Origin of the sequence: Pectobacterium carotovorum, assembly GCF_900129615.1 — a bacterium.
Classification (GTDB): Bacteria; Pseudomonadota; Gammaproteobacteria; order Enterobacterales; family Enterobacteriaceae; genus Pectobacterium; species Pectobacterium carotovorum.
Genome location: NZ_FQWI01000005.1, coordinates 110,879 through 129,334, shown reverse-complemented (window position 1 = coordinate 129,334; position 18,456 = coordinate 110,879). Strand labels below are relative to the sequence as shown.

The following is an 18,456-nucleotide window of genomic DNA, read 5'->3' as shown; positions in this document are numbered from 1 at the left end:
GCTCTCAATTATTAAATTTGATAACTGTATGTGAAAATATCAATTTAAAGGATCACGAGAAAAACTTAGAGCATACCTATCACGCTATTTGTTATGCATTCTTCAGTTATCATATGCAATGATATATCAACCACACTCTTACAATGCAACTACTACCCATACAAAATAAGCACCCACACCACAAAATCGGCGCTACACCGCACCCGCCTGCGGTTTTCGGATCATAAAAATTTTTCAGTTTTCTTTTTCTACAAACCAACCCGCCAGCCCGCGCCATTACTGGGCTTGTGCATTCCGATGCCAACTGAAATCATTGAAAAGAATTTCAGCTTTTTTCAGTTTTGGCGTTTTTTGTCGGTTCAGAAACTCGCAAAAAACTACACTATCTACTTGAATTTAAAGACAGGTTATTATTTTACGTGGCGTGGTGAAAAAAATCAGGCAGAGAAAAGAATGTGCTCCCGTTCCGGTAATCCCTTGCAGGACGCGGCCTACAGATGGGCAGAAGTGTTGGAGCCACTGAAAAACGTGAATAGCCAGGCACAAAAAAACCCAACTGGTGAGGTTGGGCTTTTTCATGACGCTTGGGATTCGCTGCCTCAGATAAAGCGCGGTTAATCCACTACTAACGCTGATGAGCGTAATTCCTATCTATACGCATTACAACATCATGCTTCCACTAACAATCAATAGTTTAGTCCCTATCCACTGGGATAACAACAGCCCGTTACTTTTCCCCAACTTTACGCCGCACCACACCCAGAGAGCTTTCCGGTTCGTCCACAGCTTCGGCCTTTTTGTCGTCCTCCTGTGCCTGGTTCAGCATGTCGATCATGTCTTTGCGCTTCTCCGGGGCGATCCCGTCTATCACGCCTTTAATCATATGCCCGTGGGTTTTGGCGCTGGGACTGAGGGTATGTGAGAACGTCATATTCATCACGAACGTATGCCCGCATTCCACATCCGCACAGGCGCAGTAAATATCTGAGATATGCGGGTGCTTACGGTGGGTTTTCTTCACCGTGGCCACAGCGCCACATTCAGGGCAGTAAACACGCATTATCCTCATATCGCTCACTCCTTCCATTCTGTTAACCCCGCCCGCCAGGAATAAAGCCTTAACAGACGGCCATTTTTACGGTGTTTCTCTTCTCTGCGTGTGGTAACAGTGGTAACACTGGTAACAGCCTTGATATAAAAGGCTTTTATCTGTTACCACTGAATTTTCACTACTGGTAACAGTGGTAACACACGGCTTTTTGTTACCAGTGTTACCACAGGGCTTTTTTCACTGGTAACACATCTAGCCCTTGTCCTGCCTGCTTGTTACCAGTGTTACCTCTGTTACCTCAGAAAAATAAGATACGTGTGAGAGTATTAACCCAATACGCTGCTATTAAACTGATACACCCGCTTGACGCCTATTTCTGGCAGGCGGATGTTTTTCTGTGTCCGGGTCGCGTCTTCCGGCAAATCCAGATAGCCCGCCCTGGCACAAAGCTGCGCCACCTTCTTGGCGTCGAATCCCTTACAGATTTCTTTCCAGCCCGATGACAACACGTAAAACGTGGTGGCGGCATCCTCGGTGTTGTTGCCTTTGACCACCTGGCGGAAGCCCACCAGATTGGCCGGACGGCTGTACTCGTTGTGCCAGTCGGCAAAGCGGCTGAACTGGTTACGGGTGATGAAGTCTTTCACCTGCTCCAGCGCGGCGGCTTCCTCCTGATTGGCGACATGGCCACGGTCTACCATCCACGCATCCAGACAGACTTTTGCCGCCCGTAGCGCTTCCCCCGCAGGCCAGCCGGTTATCCCCGCTTCGGTGGCCAGCTCGCCCGCCATCGCCACCAGTGCAAAGCGCGTGACCGCCCGCCCCACCTGGTTGCCCGCCTCCGCTGGGGTTAACTCGCGGGTGTAGGTTTTCAGCAGCGCTTTGGCTTTGGCCGTCATACCGGATAAATCCGCCGTGAGGTGGCGCAACCACTCACGGAACGCCGCGCCGTGGTATTCCGTCACCGCCTGTTCTAAATGCTCGGCCAGCGTCTTACCGCCAGAAAAGCCGTGCAACTCTTCAAACACGCCGTACTTGCCCGAATCGCTGGGGATTTGCACCATACGCACTTCCACACCGGCATAAGTACGTTCTCCGGCGTTGGCGGCGTGTTCAACCAGTGACAGTTCACCAGTGGAGAGAAACAGCAGACACCAACGATTCGTTTCCCTTACGCTGCCGTCTGTTCTGGCTCTGGCCTTACCCTGGCCATTAGCCAGCATGTAGGCGATATTTCCCGCCTCCCGTCCGTCAACCTCACGGATCTCATCGAGCATCAGTGTGGCATCGTTGCGACGGCTGGCCGTCCCTTCCAGCGCATTGCCAGTTGACCGCCAGGTGTGCCAGAAGTCTGAACCGCCGCACACCGATGCCGCCACCTTCATGGTGGTAGTCTTGCCGTCCGTCGATTCCCCTTTCAGGTGATAGCCGCCGCCCCCGACGCCAACCAGCTTGAGTAGCGGCGCGGCAAAGGCCAGGCTGACGGAAAACGCCACGCGGGCATTACCGACGCAATAGCGTGACACCTGATCGCGCCAGTCGGCCAACGTGCCCGCCGTGCGAAAATCCCGCCCCTGTACGCTAGACGTTTGCAGAATGACCGACTCCGCGCCCTCGCCTATCACCTCATCCTGAAGCACGTACACCGAACCGTGCCAGCCGGTTTTACTGACGCATGTCACCTTGCGGTCTGGCTTGCACAAGGAAAGGTATTCCATCGGCATCGCCCATTTGCGGCTGATGCCGTTGGTGTCTTCCCATTCCAGCAAGCGGCCATAGTTGCTGCCGTCCATGTCGCAGGTGATAGCCGTCACCCGCACCGGGCTGCACAGCTTGATATTGCGGATTTCCGTATCGCCGTCCGACTTGTTCACCAGTTTGTCAAACCACAAGTATTCTTTGGTCAGCCGGAAACCTTGCGGCAAGCGGGTCTTACCCTTGCCAAACAAAATCATTTCTTCGCGCAACGCCTCTTTGGTGCGCTCCTGGCCATGCTCCTGCCTGAAATCATCCCAATCGGCTTTATGCCGCGTCGGTGGCAGCGTCACCCAACCGTCTACCGCTTTGGCGGCTTTCTCCGCCCACTGTTTCCCGGTGTTTTCCTTGCCGTCGTCAAAGTCGTTATCGCCAGCAATCACCAGCCGCACATCCGGCCAGCGCTGCCGGAACGCCTGCGCCACGTTCAGTAAATTACTGGCGGCGACAGCGGCCACCGTGACGCCCTCGGTCAATGCAGCCACCGTCAGCGCGGTAGCGTAACCCTCGGTGATAGTCACCTGCTCTGGTGCCTCACTCAGCAGCGGTTGCAGAGTAATAAAGCTGCCCGCCAGGGTGGAATGGGCCAGCAGCCGTTTATCTCCCAATGGGCTGATTAGCTGCGCGCCCGTTATCTGGCCGTCAACGTCAGTCAGCGGCAGCAACAGCGAACCGGCAGGAAACGCCACGCCACCGCTCTGTTTCTCCTGGCGAGTCAGGGGCAAGCCCTGCCCCGTTAAGCCTTTATTGGTCAGATAGGCGCTTTCGCCGGTTTCACAAGTCGCCCGCAGTGTGCGATAGCTGGCGCTGAACTGGCGGCGCTTTTCGGCTTCATCGGATTCTTTCCTGGCGGGCGGTGTTGTTGGGTGTTGCACTTGTGGTAAGCCCAGCACGGACGCCACCGCATCGGCAGCGGTTTTGTTGTCATCCCCGCTGACCAGTTGCACCAAATCCAGCCCGTCACCGTTGCCACACTGCGAACAAAACCACGTCCCACGCCCATCCTTATCATCAAAGCGGAAACGGTCTGTACCGCCGCATTTCGGGCAGGCACCGTGCCTGCCGTTGGCCGGAACCGTAATCCCTAATACCGGTAATATCTGCACCCAGCGGTTGTTTGCCGCCTTCACAGTCTCGGAGAGTTTGGGTCTACTCATTGCGCCGTTCCTCCCGTCGTCAGCGTTTCCACCACGGCACCGGGCGGCAGTTCGCCATCCGTCGCACCACTGGCTATCTCGGCATACATGGCCAACAGGCAGCAGTAGCCATACGCTGACAGGCGTACCGCCTCACGCATAAAGCCCGGTTCGAGCATTTCATACAGCGCCTGCGCCGCCATCGCTTGCCCCATTACACAGCCGAACTGGTCGATATAGGGCGCTTCAATGTGGGAAATGATGTTAATCGCCACCTTGTCGGCGGTCAGCGGAATACGGCTACCGTTCAGTACATACACCGCCTGGCCGTGCTGGGTTGTCATTGCTTCCAGAAAAGCGTTGGCGATGTAATGGCGCAAAAGCGCCATTTTGAAAGCCGGTGAGGTCGGCAGGTTAATTGCACTCATGGTTCACCCCTCCAGCAAAGAATTCACTGGTTTCTACCGCACCGTTGAGTTGGTCACGAACACATTCAAAAATAGCGGCCAAACCGTCTGAATTAAGCGGCTTACCAGGGTGAACGGCATGGTGGCGTAACAACTCGGCCATGCACTCGGTGGCCTGTAAAGCGCGATTTATACGCTCTTCGCCATTCTGCGTGTAGCCGCAAGGAAACTGAGCATTAGTCATGTTCACCCTCCGTTACCGGCTGGTGAAAGGTGCGGTGCAAGCAGTCCAGCCGCTCCGACAGAACAAAGGTCAGCACCTCTTTCGCCTGGGGCTGATTCAGCTCAACCAGCGCATACGCCAGCGCCCGGCATTGATCGATAACTTCTTCCAGATCCAACGGCGTGTTATCAAACATGACGCGCCCCCTCAACTGGCAGACGGCCAGCAAAAGCGAGCACATAGTCACGCGCCAGCAGACGGCGGGCGCTGCGTTCATTGGGGGCAATAACGGTTTCACGGTGCGGAACGGCGTGAACATCAGCACGGCGCACTGCAAGAAATAAAAAGACAAATTCGGGGCGAGTTTGAATAGGGGTAGCAGCCATAGCGGCAGACTCCTGTAACTGGGTGAATGTCCCACCACCGGAGTTCCTACACTCAGGGTGGTGAGCTGGACGGGGGTAGGAATACCGGCGTTACAGGAAACCGGCCAGCCCGAAAGCTGCCCCGCCCAGCCCACCATTGATTCTGAATGGCTAAAAGCCACTTTTACTAGGTGTGCAAAAGCTTCGACAATAAAAAAGACGCATGGCGCGTCTGATGTCGCCTGTAAACATATCGAGTTCCTACGCCCGGTTGCCGATTTTGCGGCAACGCGAAAACTATACCCCGCGTATTCTGGCGACAGCAAGCAATTTTTATCCGAATCCCCGTGATTGACCGGGTGTGTTATCGCGTACATAGTGTTTCCTGCTCAGTGACGAGCCATGACGTTAGATGACAAGGGAGTGTTACCCGGTGCCTGCCGCACCGGGTATTTTTTGCCTGCGTTTAGCCGCCTGATATCGCGGCATACCAGCCGGACGGCGACAGCGAAAACTGACAGGGGATCGGCTGACTGAGTCGGCCACGTTTCCCCCGGCGTGAGAAATACCCGCGATTTACACTAAAGCGCAGGCGATCCGTTCCCACGCTGGCCGGACTGTCCGTGACTGCCAGCCCGCTAAGGTAAAACCGCCCGGCTTCGGGGAAATCCTCTTCAATCTCAATCGAGCAAAACAGCTTTTGCCCTTTCTCGTTGTAGCTAACCAGTTGTGCCGTGGGACGAATACGCACGAATAGCCGGGACTCGCCATCGATAACCTCATGTTTCGCGGCCAGCACTTCCCCCAGGTTATCGCCGGTGCGCTTGTGTTCTCCCCAAATCAGCGCGGTATAACGTGATGGGTTGTAGGTCGCGCCCATGTCTTTTAGCCAGGCCGGATCGATATAGCGCCCGTCAATGGTGATGCCTTCGGTAGCCACGCAAAACCAGCCGGTGGTTAACTGTGAATCGTTCATGTGCTCCCTCACGGTAACAACGTAATGGCCTGTTCATCGGCAGCGGCATACAGATAGCCATTCCCCAGCGCATAGCCCTCATTACGCCAGTAGCTGTGCTCATACACGGAACGGTCATCCACGAACTCCGCCCGAAAATAACGGCTGTTTTTTTGCGTGTAGACGTGCAAGTTTTCCAGTGTGGTAATGGCCAGCCGTTTACCCGGCATAAACGGTGGCACAAAGGCAAAGCGCCCCGCAATCGAACTGGTGACCATCTGTGCGGCGGCGAGATCCGTTGGTCGGTCTGCCATATTGAATAGTCGTAGCCGTTCCGCAGCGGCCAGCTCTGCACCGACCAACACCACCAGGCGCGGATCTTCGCGTAATCCCTCTGGTATCTTTTGGGTAATCAGGTAATTGGCCAATGCATCCAGATGTGGGAAATCGCCGCCGTTCCCCAGCGTGATCGCATCAGCCAGCACTTGTGAGCCGCCATTAAATTGTTTGGCGACGGCATGCCAGCCAAGATTGATATCTTCCCCTTTGGGGTATTTAGCGGGGTTGGTTTCGGGGCTAAGAAACGTGCCATTTAGCCCGATACGCAAAATATCTAACGCCATTGCGCGTTCAAAGAACGCCGCCACCGTCCGGGTGAAGTGATCAATGCCGCCCACGTTGGCAATCAGTGACATTTGCTCATACGACAGCGACGCGCAGGAGTCCGTTTCAACCAGTACATACGGCGTACCATCAACGGCCAGCGGCTTGTTAAATCGCCCTTCTAACGCCCGCCCGGTATGCAGGCTGCTATCCCCAATGGTGATCGCCTGGCCGGTTTCTTCCACCATGTCCATCATGGTAATGCCCTGCATCATCCAACCGGATTCCAGTAAGGCAATGCGTAATTTATTTTCTGCCTCATCGGATACAGAAAAACTCTTTTTGTTATTGCTTAAATAATTCGCGCCGCGGGTAAAATTGCGATGAAATTCCCCCGCCAATGCCGGAGCATTAACGTGATGCATAAAATATCCTTTTATATAAATAGGGTAATACGGTAAATTACAGTGTGTCTCGCATCATGCGATTTTTATCTTGTTCGGCGTTCACCGTCTCGATCATTAATTCCACATAATCATTCACTGGCATGAGTTGGCGAAATAACTCACCTTCATGGCCGTAATATAAACGGCATAACTCAGCCTTTGCGATCCCATTACGGTTTAATTCATATTTATCTATAGGATGACGACAGAGTTTTAATATCTCCTCTACCGATTTTTGTAATTCATCCATCTTTGACCAGGCATAAATATGAGACTGACTGCTTAGGCTATTAGAATAGGAATCCATCCTATAGGCATACGCAGGCAATGAGGCAATCGGCAATTTTTCCATAACCTTGCTCATAAAGCCTTTGATGTTCTTTTTCAGCATCGCTTCTACAACAGGGCGTAATAAACCTAATAACCCCTGCCGCGCCTGATAGATTAATTTGGCCTTTTCGTGATTGTCCTCCGCCCGTTGCCGCTGCACTTGCAATTGTCTCAATGCTTCTTTCATCGAGACAAGGCCATGATGGGTATCAAGCGCATGGTGATTATCTGTCTCACCACCGTAGCGGATAACGCCCTGGTGTGCGTCATTGACGGCCTCCTGTGCCGCCGCACAGATCGCCGTCCCTCTCTCAATCAGGAAGTTGATTTCGTCCGGGTCACACATGTAGCTAGGCATGTTATAGCCGGTTAGCGTTTCCAACTCAGCTAATGAACGCTCCATTTTAAACAGGCGATAAATTTCAATGACGCGGATCGCATAACCACCATCCCCGTATTTTGGTTCAAACGGAACCGGCTGATAAACTGAAATGATGTTCAGGGCTTTATCATATTTACAGCGTTCTATTTTTTTCATTTCCTTACTCCGCGCTTTTCCTATTTACCAGATTGCTATTAATCCAATCGATAATTTCTTGCTCCACCCATGCCACCGTTCTTTCCCCGATCGATACATTAAGCGGGAATCGACCATCCTTCATTCGATGATAAATCGTTGAACGGGGAAGCCCCGTTTTAGACATTACATCTTTCAGACGAATTAACCGTATCTCTTTGTTTTTAATCAATGAAGCATCCATAGCCATACCTTCCACACATTTATTTGAGATGCACGATCCCTCTGAGATGAATTCAGATTCAAAAGGAGTTCGTAAGATGTATATAGATTTACATGGCGGAATTTTGTTGTAAATAGGAGTCGTCAGGCGAGTATCATCATTCGAATCACTCAAAACCCCATATTTATCTATATATCGCTATATATATATATATTCAGTAAAATTGACCTACTAAAAATAAAAATGTAATTTTTTGTAATCGAGAGCTTTACTTAGATTCCAACAAGGTTTAACTCAATCTCACCGGATGCATAAATCCTCGCACAAAAATATTAATTCGTAAATGCACCCAGATTTCACTTAAAAAACACCTGCCTAAATAAAGCTGGAATTTTGAACTATTGAATATAGATGAATATAAGTGAGTGTTAATGAGCAGTAAACTTATGCTCACAAAATGTATACTCGAATCGACCGCAATTCATTTTGTAAAGTTAGGTAAACAAAATGATTAGATTAACCGGTTGCCAAAATGAAGTAAGAAGATCGCCTATGTATAAATGAATGTATAAGTATTTATGAACAATAAAAATTAATTCTTAAAAATCAGCATAGTGGTTTATATTATCGATTCCTGCTGGGGACACCATTCACACCTCTCGAAGCGCCTAGAAAATCCAATTTTTTCTTATAAAATCATAAAATTAAGTCATGCACACCGTTGGCTACAAACAACGATGTCGTACCAACATCTGCGCGTCTTTGTTGGTACAGCACCGAGCCAACAGGAAATAGTAGTGTGAGCGCCAGCGGCAGGAAGTGAAGCGATGGGCAATATGCAGGCGTTTGAGGGTTGCCTGCATAAGAAAGGCACTTATCGTCGTCGGCCTGGGCCGGGAAAATGCTCGACGAGTCTAACTTTGAAGTCGGGGTGAACGTCGACAATCTGAATCTTAAAATCAGGAAAATTATCAACAATTTCCCATTCCCCTGCTCGGTTAGCGAACGCAGTAACTTCTTGTACTCTTAGGTGTTCGTGTGCGCTGACAATCTGCACTCTATAGTCTGGAAACGAATCAACAATTTGAATTCTGCCATAAACTTTAGACACATCGACGGCAAGGGAAAATGGCGAAAAAAGAACCGCGCAACAAACCAGCGTTAAACCTAAATACCTCATACTTATTCCCTTGATTTATATGTATTCCTGAAAATCATTTGATGGTACTTACCTGATTTTGTCAATGTGGAACACGACGTTCATCTCACGATACAGAGGGTTATATGGAATGGCGCAATATCACGCTGCGTTTGGCTACACCGCAAGACGAAGCGTTCCTGTTTAAGCTTCGTCGCTCAACGATGGATGAACATCTTCACAGAGCCGGCGTTATTGCTGATGATTCGGCGCACTGGCAGCGAATCAAATATCATTATAACGACGCTTATATTGTGCTGATGGGATCTGAACGTATTGGGTTATTCAAACGACACAAAGGTGCCAACGAGTGGACCATTATACAAATTCAGATTTTGCCAGCCTATCAAGGACAAGGCATCGCGGCGTGGCTATTAAACACATTTTTACAGCAGGCAGACGAAGCCAACGTCCCCGTGACGCTAAGTGTTTTGAAGGGCAATAGAGCAATAATGCTCTACCAACGCGTAGGTTTTAAGGTCGTTGATAGTGCTGATGGTGCAGTAAAGATGAAACGCAACAGACAAGATCGTCTGTAGAACATCAACAACAATGTGAATGACAAAGAATATATACGCACAACCATGAATAACCTTATAATATCAAAAGGATTTATTCACTATTTTTAAGGAATGCGTGTTTATTATGAAACGGAGTTATATAAAAAGCGTCGTTTGGCCTTTTCTTTTCCTTCCCCTCGCCAACGGAGCATATGCGCAAGACTTCTCCACTTTTGTGACAGATTTCACCAATGTGTTGCAAAAAAGTAAACTATCACAAAAAGACTATAACCAATTTATTGAACTCACTAATTCCTATTTTATTCCCGCTAGCTATGGTGTAAGCATCGCGAAAAAAGATAAAATAAGTTATAAAAACAATGAAATAATGCCAAAACTGGAATCTGACGCCAGCTTTATCTTCAATGGTTCAAATGGAAAAGCGGCTTTTATTTCATTTCTGCAAGAAATAAAAAATCTACCGCCGTCAGAAAAATATTTTGAAAAATCCTACACGGATGCAGGATCGGTCTTCGTCATGAATTACTATACGCTGTCATCAGGCATCATTAATATCCAGATGGACATCGTTTCTCCTCCTGGCCTCAAAGGCATTGTCATCAATATACTTAACGAAAGGGAATCTGAACTTAGACAAGAAGCAGGCGAAGGAGCTTATATTTACCAATTCAAAAAAACAAATGAGACCTATAAGATGGTCAGCGCTAACGCCTATTCATCTTCAGACAAACGAATCTGCATGTCCTGCTAACATGATTTCAATGGAATTGAAAATGATAAAAATCCTAATAAAATCTCTATTATTGATAATACTTTCATCACACTATGTTAATGCAAATAATTTTGTGTGTCGTAGTCCTCTCGTCATTCAGTCGTTAATCAAAGAAGATCAAGATAAAGCACAACCCATCAGCGACCGTGTATCTTTAAAAACAATTAAAAAAATTGAATTTGAATATGACATCATTATCACAAAACTTAAAACAAAAAATAACCTAAACTGCTTTGGTAAAGCCAAAATAAAAATCCCATCCGATGTATTAAATTTTTTAAAATACTATCCTATTCTGGAGAATGGAGATCCTAAAGCAAAAAGCATTTACCTTCTCAATATCCCCCCTCACAAAAAAGGCGATGAATACATCACATTAGACCGTGTTTATTATAATGTACATATTGCTGATAATCAGCAAGAAACCAATATTATGTATCCACACGATGAGTCAGTCTCGCGCACACTCTATGGCCTGGCCTGGTTACAAGAAAATGCGGCAAGACTGGAAGAGCAATCACCACGTTTTAAATATATTAAAGCCATTGTCGAATTCAGAGAGGCTGATAGTGCGTTAAATACTTACTGGAGTAGCCTTCCCGATTATATTAAAGGACAGATGAAAGAGGATGCACGGCAGTGGATAAAAAATAAAAATAAAAATAAGCAATGCGGTGCGATAGAAACTGTCGCGAGTAAAAATCGCTCAATGGAAGATCAGGCAAAAATTTATACCTGCCAACAGCAGATGACGAGGGAAAGGCTGGTACAACTTGGATTGACTGAAAACAAGGACAAGAAATGAAACAACTCCTCTATATCATGATTGGGATTATCTTTACCTCCACGTCAGCGTATGCAAAGGATGATTTTCAATGCAGCGATCCCAACGCGCTTGAAGCCGTTAAAAAAACGTTTACCGAACGCGCAAAAGAAATGTTCTATAAGTCCCCTTCTCAATCTGTTGATACGGTGAACGTGATTTATTCTAAATTATCCACTCAGCCGCGCTGGGGGAAAGCATTCTCATGTAGCCTTCGGGTTGAAATCCCCGTGAGTCAGGAAGTCATCGATATTATTCTTAATGAAGACGATCTGATGTACAAAAAAGATGAAACAGATAAGATCGACAATAATATTTTCACTAAAACAGGTGAAAGCAGAGATAATAGACTCAACGATAACAAGATCGTCATTCCGTCCTTTGCCTACGATCTCAGTGTTCTTGATAATGGCAAGGAAATAAAAGTAGAGAAAAAAACCTATGACGCCCTATCCAGAGCGATTTATGCCGTAGCCTGGCTCAGTGAAAATGCCGAAAAAATCACAACGACCGCACAAGAGAAAACGCTTGAAAGTGAAAAAGAACAATATCTTTTCTTTTTCACCGACGTGTATGGAATATTGGAAGACGCACCTGAAGACATAAAGAGTAAATTCCACGCCTCTCAAGAAACATGGGTTAAAGAAAGAAATAAAAAATGCGGTAATGCCGAATCCTTAGAGACGAATAATCTTTCCATTAAAGAAAAAATTGATGCTTATCGCTGCCATAATGCAACGATGAGTGAACAAGTATCAAGTTTAAATCCAAACGAGGAGTGAACAAGTATCAAGTTTAAATCCAAACGAGGAGTGATAGCCACGCCGATACCGCTTCAGGCTATTGCCTGCTATCTTAGCAATGGCCTGAATATAAGCCTCTCATTCAGTTTACCCGTCAGTGCATCAGTTATCACTTGGCTGTACGGGGCGCTCAAGATAGGTAGACAGCACAATGTACGAACGTGTTGAACTCACGCTCAGCACCGCGTAAAGCTGAAACAGGCGCTTTTCCAGCGACTGCGCATCTTCTGTGCGGATCCTGAGGATACCTATTTAGCCGTCTTTACCGGGAATACACTTTTGGGCGCACTCTACCTATATTGGGTTATACAACCGCGCTATACGCCGCAGTAGGTTTCATGGTGATTTCCATTCTGTTCACAGTATAAATTCGAACGACTAGCAAGCGCTGAATGGCATGAATACATTTCCCTCTCTTATCCAGCAGGATTTTTTGTAGCGGCGCACTGAATGTGTACCGCCTGACAAGATCGGTGCGGCCCCGTCACGACTTCCGCGATACCAATATCACATGGATTGACACTCAACCGCCTATTTTGATAAGCATGCTATTCGCTCCACGCTCAATATCCGAATCGACACTGGGAAATATCTCAATGGTATACCAATGCTATGAGCACCCAGAAGAACAGCGAAAATGCGGTCATAGTTTATTTGAGAAACACACATCAAGTAATGCCAAGCAGTAACTGCATGATAGAATGGCTAAACTAGCATCTAGGGTCGTTCCAAAAGCCGACACCTCATCGGTTGGTGCCAGTTAAAAAATAGAGGGGAAAGGTAATGGGGAACACCTTTGTCAAAGTTGAACAATTTACGGAAATGGCTCAGTCTCGACGAGTCAGCGAAATACCTCGAAAGAAAAATTAATGAGCAAGTAGCCATAACAGATATTTTACGATTTGCTCTGGATGGGCATCTGATTTTATCAGTAAACCTACAATCACCCAAGATCGCCAAAAAGGTTGAAATCAAACGAGTAAAAATGGCTGAAACAGCGACCAATGTGGAAGTGTATGTGCGTGAAAACTGGGGAGTGTATATCGGTGAATCCTTCTCCCCAGATCGTGAAATAGACTTTGCTATCCCAACAAGCAATGAGATAACCAGCCTGAGTGGGGTTCAAGACACGCCACTGTTAGGTATTGAACGCTTATTTGCTGAAGAACAATACTGTAAGAGCCTTGGACTCCCCAAGCCATCAAGAAAGCAAGATATCATTCGAGGTGTAACCATCTCTGCTGGCCCATCGGGTCTTTACCAACTCCAGCATTTTATCGACGTTGAGGATGAGATCGAGGAGCTTTACCGAGCCGCAGAAGCCGCCGGGGATGCCAATCATCCCGCTTTCAATAGCATTATCGAAATATTCCAAAATCTCAGCACGATTACCATGTGGGATCCCGATGCCCACATGAGATATATACCCGCACCATCCGTGCCAGATGATATCTATTTTGTTGCCAGAACAGCCAACCTGGATAAGTTAGTTGAGGTGCTCAATGCCACTCCTGTGACAAACACACCAAAACAATCAAAGAAAACTGAGAATGCTCAAGCCAAGTTTATTAAAAATCTACTCACTGTGATGTATGGCGAGGATGTCGCTGAACATCCAAGAAAACATATCGATGGAAAGATGGCGCAAATTAGAACTGATTTGGAGGCAAAAAGCCTTTACTGTCCTAGCGGAGTCACCATCGAAAACTGGCTATCAGACATAGAATAAATCGTAATATTGCACTTTCTCTTTGTAAGATTACCCCACCAGCGATTCAGCATTGACACAATTCTCCTGTAGAACCGCAACCCCCTACAGGAGATAGTAAATGACTCACCTCTCTATAGTTCTTTCCTCCCAACTAACTGCCCCTATCAGGATCGTCTGCGCTATCTATGCTGAAGCCCGCGAATCGCTGGAACAGGAGGCAAGCAAGTGAAGAAAGGGATCGACATAAAGCTGACCATGCTCCGTGGAATTATTGACCTAATGACCAGTTGCGACGACTCAACCGAACTTGACACCCTACGCAATGTTGCCCTAACGGCACTTGTGATCGTGGACGACATCAGTGATGAATATTGCCGTGAACAGTTCGACGAGAAGCGTACAAAAGCGAATAACGTCACAGTGTAAACATGCCCGTATTTCCGGAATAAAAGTGTTCACCTTATATTCTCCTGAACGAGCTATACACGCCAGGTTCGATGATATAAATGGTCGCGTAATTGGGTGAGCATAATTTCAAGGAAAGATTGCTAATGATTATTATCAAAATAAATATAAAAATATCTATATATCGAAAAACGCATAGCAGGAAAATAAACCTAATAATGAGAGGTATAAAAAAAATTATACCTCCCTTACCATCATAATTATTTAGACGCCGTTAAGCTGGCAGCCGTAAATTCTGGATAACCAGCCGGTCGGCCATTATTCAGGTTAGTCAGGAAATTACTGTCTTTAAGCGGAATCGAGGCAGAACCGTAGTCAAACGCATTTAATCGGTTACGCAGTTCCTCGTTACTAATACCGTCACCCGACATCGCATACCAGCTGACAATGTCCGGCGTCACAAAGTTGCCGTAAGGGTTTTCCGCCTGTTCATTCGTTTTGGCAAACCGGAAAGCGTGTGTTAACGCGCCGTCTTTGTGGTACACAAATTTTAGGCGACCGCCCTGCTTATCGATATTCGCTGCGGCTTCCGTCGTCAGTTTACCGTGCGCGCTGAAACTACCGTGTGTTACCGCGCCGTTTTTAGTCCAGATGGCAACATGTTCCCAGTCATGTCGATGACCCGTATTCAAACCGCCCAATACCTGATCTTTTAAGAAATAGAGCGCATAGAAGCTACCACAATAGCGAGAGCCACCGGAATCAACACAGGCGTATCGGTGCAATGTATTTGACGATTCGAGAAAATTTCCCCATCGGCATCCGCCTGTCAGACTTCCTGTCGGCTTCAAGCCACCGTTTTGTATCCCGCCTCGGCTAAACCCGGCACTGGGCAAACAACCATCACTGTCGAAATCAAATACCGGCGCAATCGCAAGCGCATTAATACCTGACGGTAGCGCTTGATCCAACTTAGAGAAATTATCCGCATGCGCAGAAAAAGCGACACATAATATGGATATCGCCATGATCGTTTTCTTTCCTGAAAGCATTTTCACTCCTTTAGCAGAAAATAGCCCCTTTATGGACTCGTACCCTTGCAGTTACAATGAAGATAAAACGCAATATTGATAAAAAAATGAAGGCGGGATTATTTTTAACAAGAAAGGAGTGGAAATAAAAATCATTTATTTCCAACAATGAACACCAATATATTTAGCCTGCAAAATAATGCAGAGAATTTATCTATGAAAAACCGCTAACGTTCCTAACGCGTTAGAACCCTTACCCTTACTCACCGACCACACCATAACGCTGACTTGCCGCATCAAAACGGTATTCCAGCAGAATATCACCTCCGCCGTGGGAATAGCAGTTCAGCAGGATGCTGCGATTATCTCCGCCATTTTCAATATTCATATAAACCGGAGTCATGAAGAAGCCAAATTGGCATTGTTGAAAATCAGGCTGGAGAAGCTGATCGACATTGCCGCTCTTCTTGTTAATCGCCTTGATTCCCTCAACGACCATTCCTGCATCACTGTTTTGATACACACCGACGAAACTGTGAGTCGCCGTTTGCCCCCAGAAAGGAATATCAATCTGCCCTTCGACTTTGACGGGCTGCTCGCTATCGTCAAAGGATGCCACGCGCCGTAGGCTAACATCATAACGCGCCTTTCCGTCTGACCACTCGCCGCGGAGTTCTTCCCCTGTCTCGGTCAATTTAAACGGGCAGTGCGTCATATCGCTGTCGGACTTAGCGCCCTGGATGATATATTTGTCATAGTCCTGCGGGGTATGGATTTCGCAGATTTCAAGCGAGGTTTCGGAGAGTCGTCCATACAGAGGGATCGGCGCTCTGTATTTATCGTAAAAGTAGCTCCCAAGAAGGTTCTTCTCCTGGTCAATACTGTATTTCTGCAATGAAAAATGTACTGGATAAGGCCCAATGTGACCTTCGTAATTGCTCACGACATACCAGCCGGCTTGCGCACCCCATGTTGCCGCCCACAGTCCACAGGCTATTAAGGTTGATACCGCTGCTCTCATACATTCACCTTGTCTACCCGTCATACTTCAGGCTGCTTATGCGTTGGTTTGTCTGCAACTCGCATTGTGTTTTAGCGTGTCAATCATGAAGCCGAACGTTCAAAATGGCTTAGCCTATCTGGCTAATCATGGTGGCAGCAGGGGCAGATTTCCACCTCAGACACCATCATGGCTGTTGTGCCTTCACAATCCCATTCAACACGTACGGCCTGCGCTTCTCGCCCTGAGTGGTGCAAATACTTCTCGACCGGGCTTTCCGTCATTCCGGTAATCACCTCCGTGGCAATGAGTTCATCACCAACAAAAACGCGGGCCGTTGCCTGTGAGGCTTCGCGCGTTTCGCCGACTTGCCGATACAAATAATTAACCGTCAGTTTAATGCTAGGCATAGCGCTTCTTAACAGAGGAAAAGACAGGGAAAACAGTGTATCGCGTTCCCCCGCGCTTGTAGAGAAGATATGAAGAAAGGGTTATCACTGCATCACGCTAATACCCTGATAGTTTTCTATTTTTTAAAAATAGAGAGGTTTGGTCACATAAGTTCGCACGATTGGTAATCAAAAAGTTAAATCTTATGCCTTTTGGATATTAATGAAGCAGAAAAAACAGCCGATACCTTTTCCGATAGGGTGTTTTTTAATGCAATTGCATTTTGCATAAATAGTGTTTGGCATAAATACTTTTTACATTAACCGTGTTCTCACTGAACCATTTCGTTAACGTCATAGTGTTGAATAATAGGAAATTATCTCCGGCAGATTGATCCGTCTTTCACGGAAGATAATTATCCTGCTGGTGTTGGTGACCTGAATTTCAACGATTGCGGTATTAACGTATGTGGTTTTAACACACTGAAGTAACTCACTGGTAAAACCATTACCAGCATTAAATAGATATAAGAAGGAGTTATACTGTGGTGATTCCAGATATTCAACTCGTGAATGCGACTACTCCGGCAACCATGCCTCCGATTGGCGCGGCTGCTAACCCGACGGTCGTTGCAGCTATCAGCCCGGGGAATAAAACCGACACATCAACAAACTCCGACTCTCAAAATATGCCGGGCTCAAACGAGAGCACGAAGGTCACGCTGTCTTCTCAAAAGAAGCGCGCCGCTGAAGAGAAAGATGCCCCTCCACCTGAGCAAGTTAAGGCACAGCAGAAAGCCGCCACCGAATACTCACTGGCAATGACGGGTATTCCTTTGTACAACGGCAAGCTCATTTCCGTGGTTAAATACCCAGATGGTAATTCTGAAATGTTCGATGCCTTTACCGGGCAGCGCATTACACAAGAAGATCTGGCACTCATGGGCGCACTTCATAGTTCCGGTGGTGAACAGGTATTACATTTTGAGAGCAAAACGTCATATAGCAATTTGTCTGCTGCCGAAGTTTATCAGCAGATTCAGGAAATGCTGCATGGCTCAGGCGATCAAGAAGAGCTGGCTTAATAAAAAATAGATGCCAAGACAACGCTATTCATTGCCCTGGCATTAAAGAAAAATATAACGTTATCTTAATAATGTAATATGGCTACTTGATGGAAACTGACCGATTAACGAGTATCAATGAGCGCCTCTGAAAACTCAGCTAATCTTGTCAGACCATATTCCCAGGGACCAAATCCCGCTTCTGCATTAATGTGCCCTGCCTCACCGACATCAACCAGTTCACTGTTCCACGCATGCGCCCAGTATTGGGCGCGAGTGAAGCTCATCAGTGGATCGTTATGACTGGCAAATGTCAGCGTCGGAACCGACAACGGTGTAGCCTGAATACGATCGTCAATCTCAAAGCGCATCGGCTCCGCAGGGGCCACCAGCATCACGCCGGCGATCCCTTCCTGACCCTGCTGCACAACATGACAGGAAGCCAGCGCGCCAAAGCTGTGGCCGATCAGAATCACGGGCTGTGTACAGATGCTAAGCTCACGACGGATCGCCAACACCCAGCGATCCAGATCGGCCTGATACCATTCCCGCTGGCGTATACGATGCCAGTAAGGGAAACGCCGTTCCCAATGGCTTTGCCAGTGTTCATCATCGCTGTCCCGCAATCCCGGCACCAGCACCATCGTTAGCTGCTGGCTCACTTCCGTTAGCCGCCGATCGATTTCTGTTGTCTGCATCCGCCTTTAACACTCCTGTCAGTTACCCGT

At 47.5% G+C, this 18,456-nt stretch carries 22 protein-coding genes and 1 pseudogene; 8 read left to right on the top strand and 15 right to left on the bottom strand.

From position 1 onward, the window contains the following. Positions 1-93: 93 nt before the first annotated feature. Positions 94-618: a hypothetical protein gene (locus BUB06_RS22145; protein ID WP_080726765.1), complete on the top strand. Its 525-nt coding sequence runs from the start codon at positions 94-96 to the stop codon at positions 616-618. A gap of 109 nt (positions 619-727) precedes the next feature. Here BUB06_RS22145 and BUB06_RS11965 read toward each other — a convergent pair whose 3' ends face one another. From BUB06_RS11965 to BUB06_RS11920, 11 genes and pseudogenes are all read right to left on the bottom strand, one after another. Further along, complete coding sequence (locus tag BUB06_RS11965; protein ID WP_039471250.1) at positions 728-1,069, bottom strand: Ogr/Delta-like zinc finger protein; 342 nt, start codon at positions 1,067-1,069, stop codon at positions 728-730. Between the two features lie 308 nt (positions 1,070-1,377). Then, a complete protein-coding gene (locus tag BUB06_RS11960; RefSeq protein WP_039471248.1) occupies positions 1,378-3,963 on the bottom strand; it encodes a DUF927 domain-containing protein in 2,586 nt (861 codons plus the stop codon). Next, positions 3,960-4,370, bottom strand: a complete 411-nt coding sequence (locus BUB06_RS11955; RefSeq protein WP_039471246.1) for a hypothetical protein — start codon at positions 4,368-4,370, stop codon at positions 3,960-3,962. The genes BUB06_RS11960 and BUB06_RS11955 overlap by 4 nt, the downstream gene beginning before the upstream one ends. Further along, positions 4,357-4,593 (bottom strand): hypothetical protein, encoded by a 237-nt coding sequence (locus BUB06_RS11950; RefSeq protein WP_039471244.1) that lies wholly within the window; start codon positions 4,591-4,593, stop codon positions 4,357-4,359. Before BUB06_RS11950 ends, BUB06_RS11955 begins: the two co-directional genes overlap by 14 nt. Then, the gene (locus BUB06_RS11945) at positions 4,586-4,768 is read right to left on the bottom strand and encodes a hypothetical protein (RefSeq protein ID WP_039471242.1); all 183 of its coding nucleotides are present in this window, start codon (positions 4,766-4,768) and stop codon (positions 4,586-4,588) included. Before BUB06_RS11945 ends, BUB06_RS11950 begins: the two co-directional genes overlap by 8 nt. Next, the gene (locus BUB06_RS21950) at positions 4,761-4,958 is read right to left on the bottom strand and encodes a host cell division inhibitor Icd-like protein (protein ID WP_039471240.1); all 198 of its coding nucleotides are present in this window, start codon (positions 4,956-4,958) and stop codon (positions 4,761-4,763) included. Before BUB06_RS21950 ends, BUB06_RS11945 begins: the two co-directional genes overlap by 8 nt. A 113-nt stretch (positions 4,959-5,071) precedes the next feature. Next, positions 5,072-5,314: pseudogene (locus BUB06_RS21945) on the bottom strand (ash family protein); the annotation flags it as partial. A gap of 89 nt (positions 5,315-5,403) precedes the next feature. Next, entirely contained in the window at positions 5,404-5,913 is a 510-nt protein-coding gene (locus tag BUB06_RS11935) for a GPO family capsid scaffolding protein (RefSeq protein WP_039471238.1), read from the bottom strand. A gap of 8 nt (positions 5,914-5,921) precedes the next feature. Further along, positions 5,922-6,920, bottom strand: a complete 999-nt coding sequence (locus BUB06_RS11930; RefSeq protein ID WP_039471236.1) for a P2 family phage major capsid protein — start codon at positions 6,918-6,920, stop codon at positions 5,922-5,924. 37 nt (positions 6,921-6,957) lie between these two features. Continuing rightward, on the bottom strand, positions 6,958-7,809 hold the full coding sequence (locus BUB06_RS11925) for a hypothetical protein (protein WP_039471234.1): 852 nt from the start codon (positions 7,807-7,809) through the stop codon (positions 6,958-6,960). A gap of 4 nt (positions 7,810-7,813) precedes the next feature. Further along, complete coding sequence (locus BUB06_RS11920; protein ID WP_005969954.1) at positions 7,814-8,032, bottom strand: AlpA family transcriptional regulator; 219 nt, start codon at positions 8,030-8,032, stop codon at positions 7,814-7,816. A gap of 1,263 nt (positions 8,033-9,295) precedes the next feature. Between BUB06_RS11920 and BUB06_RS11910 the strand changes: the two genes are divergently transcribed. The 6 genes from BUB06_RS11910 to BUB06_RS11885 all read left to right on the top strand — a co-directional run bounded on the left by BUB06_RS11910 (position 9,296) and on the right by BUB06_RS11885 (position 14,265). Next, positions 9,296-9,748, top strand: a complete 453-nt coding sequence (locus BUB06_RS11910; RefSeq protein WP_039471231.1) for a GNAT family N-acetyltransferase — start codon at positions 9,296-9,298, stop codon at positions 9,746-9,748. 106 nt (positions 9,749-9,854) lie between these two features. Continuing rightward, positions 9,855-10,481 carry a hypothetical protein gene (locus tag BUB06_RS11905; RefSeq protein ID WP_039471229.1) on the top strand — a complete coding sequence of 209 codons (627 nt, stop codon included), beginning with the start codon at positions 9,855-9,857 and terminating at the stop codon, positions 10,479-10,481. A 22-nt stretch (positions 10,482-10,503) separates the two neighbouring features. Beyond that, a complete protein-coding gene (locus BUB06_RS11900) occupies positions 10,504-11,307 on the top strand; it encodes a DUF1311 domain-containing protein (RefSeq protein ID WP_039471918.1) in 804 nt (267 codons plus the stop codon). After that, positions 11,304-12,107 carry a hypothetical protein gene (locus BUB06_RS11895; RefSeq protein ID WP_039471228.1) on the top strand — a complete coding sequence of 268 codons (804 nt, stop codon included), beginning with the start codon at positions 11,304-11,306 and terminating at the stop codon, positions 12,105-12,107. Before BUB06_RS11900 ends, BUB06_RS11895 begins: the two co-directional genes overlap by 4 nt. 817 nt (positions 12,108-12,924) lie before the next feature. Beyond that, complete coding sequence (locus BUB06_RS11890) at positions 12,925-13,857, top strand: hypothetical protein (protein ID WP_039471225.1); 933 nt, start codon at positions 12,925-12,927, stop codon at positions 13,855-13,857. A 207-nt stretch (positions 13,858-14,064) separates the two neighbouring features. Next, complete coding sequence (locus BUB06_RS11885) at positions 14,065-14,265, top strand: hypothetical protein (protein WP_039471223.1); 201 nt, start codon at positions 14,065-14,067, stop codon at positions 14,263-14,265. Positions 14,266-14,504: 239 nt separating this feature from the next. Here the strand turns inward: BUB06_RS11885 and BUB06_RS11880 are convergent, their stop codons facing one another. From BUB06_RS11880 to BUB06_RS11870, 3 genes are all read right to left on the bottom strand, one after another. Beyond that, positions 14,505-15,296, bottom strand: coding sequence for an NPP1 family protein (locus BUB06_RS11880; RefSeq protein ID WP_039471222.1), 792 nt, complete (start codon positions 15,294-15,296; stop codon positions 14,505-14,507). A 238-nt stretch (positions 15,297-15,534) separates the two neighbouring features. Then, positions 15,535-16,296 carry a hypothetical protein gene (locus tag BUB06_RS11875; protein WP_039471220.1) on the bottom strand — a complete coding sequence of 254 codons (762 nt, stop codon included), beginning with the start codon at positions 16,294-16,296 and terminating at the stop codon, positions 15,535-15,537. A gap of 122 nt (positions 16,297-16,418) precedes the next feature. Next, positions 16,419-16,685, bottom strand: coding sequence for a hypothetical protein (locus BUB06_RS11870; protein ID WP_039471218.1), 267 nt, complete (start codon positions 16,683-16,685; stop codon positions 16,419-16,421). Between the two features lie 524 nt (positions 16,686-17,209). Here BUB06_RS11870 and BUB06_RS11865 point away from each other — a divergent pair. Then, positions 17,210-17,749: a hypothetical protein gene (locus BUB06_RS11865; RefSeq protein ID WP_039471216.1), complete on the top strand. Its 540-nt coding sequence runs from the start codon at positions 17,210-17,212 to the stop codon at positions 17,747-17,749. A gap of 104 nt (positions 17,750-17,853) precedes the next feature. Here the strand turns inward: BUB06_RS11865 and BUB06_RS11860 are convergent, their stop codons facing one another. After that, complete coding sequence (locus tag BUB06_RS11860) at positions 17,854-18,426, bottom strand: alpha/beta hydrolase (protein ID WP_039471214.1); 573 nt, start codon at positions 18,424-18,426, stop codon at positions 17,854-17,856. Between the last annotated feature and the right edge of the window lie 30 nt (positions 18,427-18,456).

Coding starts and splice junctions, on each gene's coding strand:
- BUB06_RS22145 (WP_080726765.1), top strand. CDS start 94: ATGCATTCTTCAGTTATCATATGCAATGATATATCAACCACACTCTTA.
- BUB06_RS11965 (WP_039471250.1), bottom strand. CDS start 1,069: ATGAGGATAATGCGTGTTTACTGCCCTGAATGTGGCGCTGTGGCCACG.
- BUB06_RS11960 (WP_039471248.1), bottom strand. CDS start 3,963: ATGAGTAGACCCAAACTCTCCGAGACTGTGAAGGCGGCAAACAACCGC.
- BUB06_RS11955 (WP_039471246.1), bottom strand. CDS start 4,370: ATGAGTGCAATTAACCTGCCGACCTCACCGGCTTTCAAAATGGCGCTT.
- BUB06_RS11950 (WP_039471244.1), bottom strand. CDS start 4,593: ATGACTAATGCTCAGTTTCCTTGCGGCTACACGCAGAATGGCGAAGAG.
- BUB06_RS11945 (WP_039471242.1), bottom strand. CDS start 4,768: ATGTTTGATAACACGCCGTTGGATCTGGAAGAAGTTATCGATCAATGC.
- BUB06_RS21950 (WP_039471240.1), bottom strand. CDS start 4,958: ATGGCTGCTACCCCTATTCAAACTCGCCCCGAATTTGTCTTTTTATTT.
- BUB06_RS11935 (WP_039471238.1), bottom strand. CDS start 5,913: ATGAACGATTCACAGTTAACCACCGGCTGGTTTTGCGTGGCTACCGAA.
- BUB06_RS11930 (WP_039471236.1), bottom strand. CDS start 6,920: ATGCATCACGTTAATGCTCCGGCATTGGCGGGGGAATTTCATCGCAAT.
- BUB06_RS11925 (WP_039471234.1), bottom strand. CDS start 7,809: ATGAAAAAAATAGAACGCTGTAAATATGATAAAGCCCTGAACATCATT.
- BUB06_RS11920 (WP_005969954.1), bottom strand. CDS start 8,032: ATGGATGCTTCATTGATTAAAAACAAAGAGATACGGTTAATTCGTCTG.
- BUB06_RS11910 (WP_039471231.1), top strand. CDS start 9,296: ATGGAATGGCGCAATATCACGCTGCGTTTGGCTACACCGCAAGACGAA.
- BUB06_RS11905 (WP_039471229.1), top strand. CDS start 9,855: ATGAAACGGAGTTATATAAAAAGCGTCGTTTGGCCTTTTCTTTTCCTT.
- BUB06_RS11900 (WP_039471918.1), top strand. CDS start 10,504: ATGATAAAAATCCTAATAAAATCTCTATTATTGATAATACTTTCATCA.
- BUB06_RS11895 (WP_039471228.1), top strand. CDS start 11,304: ATGAAACAACTCCTCTATATCATGATTGGGATTATCTTTACCTCCACG.
- BUB06_RS11880 (WP_039471222.1), bottom strand. CDS start 15,296: ATGCTTTCAGGAAAGAAAACGATCATGGCGATATCCATATTATGTGTC.
- BUB06_RS11875 (WP_039471220.1), bottom strand. CDS start 16,296: ATGAGAGCAGCGGTATCAACCTTAATAGCCTGTGGACTGTGGGCGGCA.
- BUB06_RS11870 (WP_039471218.1), bottom strand. CDS start 16,685: ATGCCTAGCATTAAACTGACGGTTAATTATTTGTATCGGCAAGTCGGC.
- BUB06_RS11860 (WP_039471214.1), bottom strand. CDS start 18,426: ATGCAGACAACAGAAATCGATCGGCGGCTAACGGAAGTGAGCCAGCAG.